Origin of the sequence: Gemella sp. 20925_1_85 (assembly GCF_041433735.1) — a bacterium.
Lineage (GTDB): Bacteria > Bacillota > Bacilli > Staphylococcales > Gemellaceae > Gemella.
Genome location: NZ_JAPWCC010000050.1, coordinates 1 through 3,231, shown reverse-complemented (window position 1 = coordinate 3,231; position 3,231 = coordinate 1). Strand labels below are relative to the sequence as shown.

At 31.1% G+C, this 3,231-nt stretch carries 4 protein-coding genes; 2 read left to right on the top strand and 2 right to left on the bottom strand.

Annotation, left to right across the window (positions count from 1 at the left end; genetic code table 11):
- Window positions 1-166: 166 nt before the first annotated feature.
- Window positions 167-757 (bottom strand): nitroreductase family protein, encoded by a 591-nt coding sequence (locus tag O3884_RS08930; RefSeq protein ID WP_371453034.1) that lies wholly within the window; start codon window positions 755-757, stop codon window positions 167-169.
- Between the two features lie 172 nt (window positions 758-929).
- Here O3884_RS08930 and O3884_RS08925 point away from each other — a divergent pair, with 172 nt between their 5' ends.
- Both O3884_RS08925 and O3884_RS08920 read left to right on the top strand, forming a co-directional pair.
- Window positions 930-1,274 (top strand): winged helix-turn-helix transcriptional regulator, encoded by a 345-nt coding sequence (locus tag O3884_RS08925; RefSeq protein ID WP_294681213.1) that lies wholly within the window; start codon window positions 930-932, stop codon window positions 1,272-1,274.
- Window positions 1,275-1,278: 4 nt separating this feature from the next.
- Window positions 1,279-1,791: a hypothetical protein gene (locus tag O3884_RS08920; RefSeq protein ID WP_371453032.1), complete on the top strand. Its 513-nt coding sequence runs from the start codon at window positions 1,279-1,281 to the stop codon at window positions 1,789-1,791.
- A 138-nt stretch (window positions 1,792-1,929) separates the two neighbouring features.
- Here O3884_RS08920 and O3884_RS08915 read toward each other — a convergent pair.
- Window positions 1,930-3,231 (bottom strand): Rib/alpha-like domain-containing protein (locus O3884_RS08915; RefSeq protein WP_371453030.1); only part of this gene is annotated, 1,302 nt, incomplete at its 5' end.

Here is a 3,231-nt window from a genome sequence, read left to right as displayed (position 1 = left end):
AGGTATAAATAATATTTATAGCAATAATCATTTATCACAAAATCAGGCGTCTTTTTCTACATTAATCATTCGCTAAAACTTACGCCTACTCATAATATAAAATAACGCCAAGATATTTCTATCTCAGCGTTATTATTACTCATTTAATCCGTCGTTAAATCAAATCTTATTTTACTACTCTTACTCTTGAAGTTCTTTCAATTGGTGCAGCTTCTTGTAATTTTTCACCAAATGGCATTTGAGCACGTAGTACTAAGTTAGCTGGAATATCCCATTCTGCAGCAACTTTTTCATCAATTACTGGATTATAATGTTGAATGTTAGCTCCAACTCCAGCTTCTGCTAATGCATTCCAAACTGCAAATGATGCAATCCCTGTTGATTGTTCTGACCAAATTGGGAAATTGTCAGCATATGATGGGAATTGTTCTTGAAGACCTTTCACTACATCGTGATCTTCGAAGAATAAAATTGTTCCGTAAGCCGCAGCGAAACTGTCAATTTTACCTTTTGTAGCTGCTTTAGCTTCTTCTGTTGGTAAGAATTTTTCTAATTCTCCGAAAGTAATATCCCAAAGTTTTTGGTGATTTTCACCTAATAATACTACAGCGTGTGCAGTTTGTGAGTTAAAGGCACTTGGTGAGTATTTTACTGCATTATCGATAATTTCTAATGCTTCTTGTTCTGAAATTGGTAAATTTTTACCTAGTGCATAAACACTTCTTCTGTTTTGATATAATTTTTTTGCTTCTGTCATTATTATGTCCTCCGTCTTTTGGCTATTGCCAAACTTTATTATTTGTTTTATAATTGTTATATATATAATTATAATATTTACCAAAATTTTATCAAGTACGTTTTTTTACAATAGTAAGTATCTTTTAAGATAGAATTGTATAATACTAATGAATTTTTAAGGAGATTTTTTTATGGAACAACAAGAACCTTTTGGAAAATGCCCCTTTTTTACAACTCAAAAAATATTGTCTGGTAAATGGACAATACTAATTCTTCACCTACTTGAAGATAAAAGTGTTAGATTTAATGAGTTACAAAGATCACTAGGGACAATTACACAAGCAACGTTAACAAAACAATTAAAACAATTAGAACAAGATGGATTAATAAATCGTAAAGTTTATGCTCAAATTCCACCAAAAGTTGAGTACAGCTTAACAGATATTGGAAAAAAATTCCAATCAGTACTTAATGAATTAGAAATTTGGGGTAATGACTATATTGAATATTTAAAAGAAAATAAAGAAGCAGTGTAAAGCTATGGATAAATTAAAAGAAATTAAATCAAAACTTCACCTACTTTCAGATGAACAATTAGATATAATACATAGACTTATTTCAACTTGGAAGATTGAAGACAATAAAATTCAAACAGATGAAAATCTTGTCAAAAAAATATATGAAAGTACAATTTCACCTATAGAAGATCCTTTAAAAAATTATTCAAAAGAGGAACTTTTAGAAGAGTACGGGGTGTTATTTTATAATCCTCAAGAATCAGCTAACGAAAATTTTGGAGAAGTTTCAATAGAGTATAATTACGAAGAAAGCACTCAATCACAGGAGCCTAAGTATTACAGTGAAACTAGTAAATTATTGAATACTTATGGAAATGAGATTAACAAAGACTCTTCAAGCCACCATTCAAACACTAGTATTGATGATTTTGATCCATTATTCCCTGATACCGACTTTGATTCATTAACCGGTCTTAATAAAAGTAAATATGATGATTTAGATTTTTCAGCATTAATTTCTAAAAAGCCCAATTAAATATAATTCAGGAAAAAGCTCTAAATAGAATTTATTAGAGTTTTTTTTGTCGATCTGAAAAATTGAAAAAATCCAACAAATAAAATATTCATAAATAAAAAAGAGAAGCAAAATTTTATGCTTCTCTTTTTTAAGAAATTATTTTTCTTTACGACGTTTCAATACTGATAGTGCTAGTCCAAATATTGCTAAACCATAACCCGCTATAGAATTATTTTCTAAACCTGTATTTGGTAATTTTTCAATTTTATTAGCATTAACTTTTCCAGATGAAGTATTTGTCATTGGCTCTTTAGCAGTGCTTGTTTGATGAGGATTTACGTTTGAATTATTATTATTATTATTATTTTCAGGCACTTTGTGTTTTTCAATTACTTTCACTGGAACATTAACTATAACTTTTTGACCATTTGGTAACTCTATTTCTACAGGTACAGATAGTTTTTCGCCCGCTGTATCAGTTTTTGGAATTTCTCCCACTTTTGTAATCTTCCATCCTTCCGGCAGATCTACATGTTTTTTAACGTCATTTTCTGTAATAGGTGTTCCTACTTCTACAACAATAGGTGTCACATTCGGCGTTACAATTACTGGCACATCTACCGTAACTTTTCTACCATCAGGTAATTCTATTTCAACAGTTACTGAAGGTTTATTACCTGGTGTTTTAGTTGTTGGGATTTCTCCTACTTTCGTTATTTTCCATCCTTCTGGTAGATCGACATGTTTTTTAACATCATCTTGTGTTATTGGAGTACCTACTTTAACTACTATTGGAGTAGTTTTTGGTGTTACAATTACTGGTACTTTTACAGTAACACGTTTTCCTCCTGGTAATTCAATAACTACTGGAATACTAGGTCTTTCACCTGGAACATCTGTTGAAGGTTTATCTCCAATACTTATCACTCTACCACCTTCTGGAATCTTAATATGTTTTTCAACATCTTCATTGGTAATCGGATCACCTAGTTTCTTAACTATATCTTTTATTGGCGTAACGTTTACAGGAACTTCTACCTCTACTTGTTTTCCATTTGGAAGTTCAATTTTCACTTTAACAGTTCCCTTATCTCCTGGTGTATTAACTTTAGGAATTTCACCTACACCAATAATTTTTCCACCTTCAGGGACTTTAACATGTTTTTCAATATCTTCTCTAGTTAAAGGTGTATCGGTAACAGGAGTTTCTATTCCAGTTGCTGGAGTTACAGTTATAGGCACTTCTACTGTTATTACTTTTCCATTTGGTAATTCTACAGTTACTTTTACTGGATCTTTCTTACCTGGTGTTGTTAAGTCTGGAATGTTTTCTACTTTCGTTACTTTTCCACCTTCTGGAATCTTAATTCCTTTAGTGTAGTCTTCTGGTTGTAGTGGCGTTTTAGTAACTGGAATTTCTAAACCTTTAACAGGTGTAACAGTTACAGGGATTTCTAC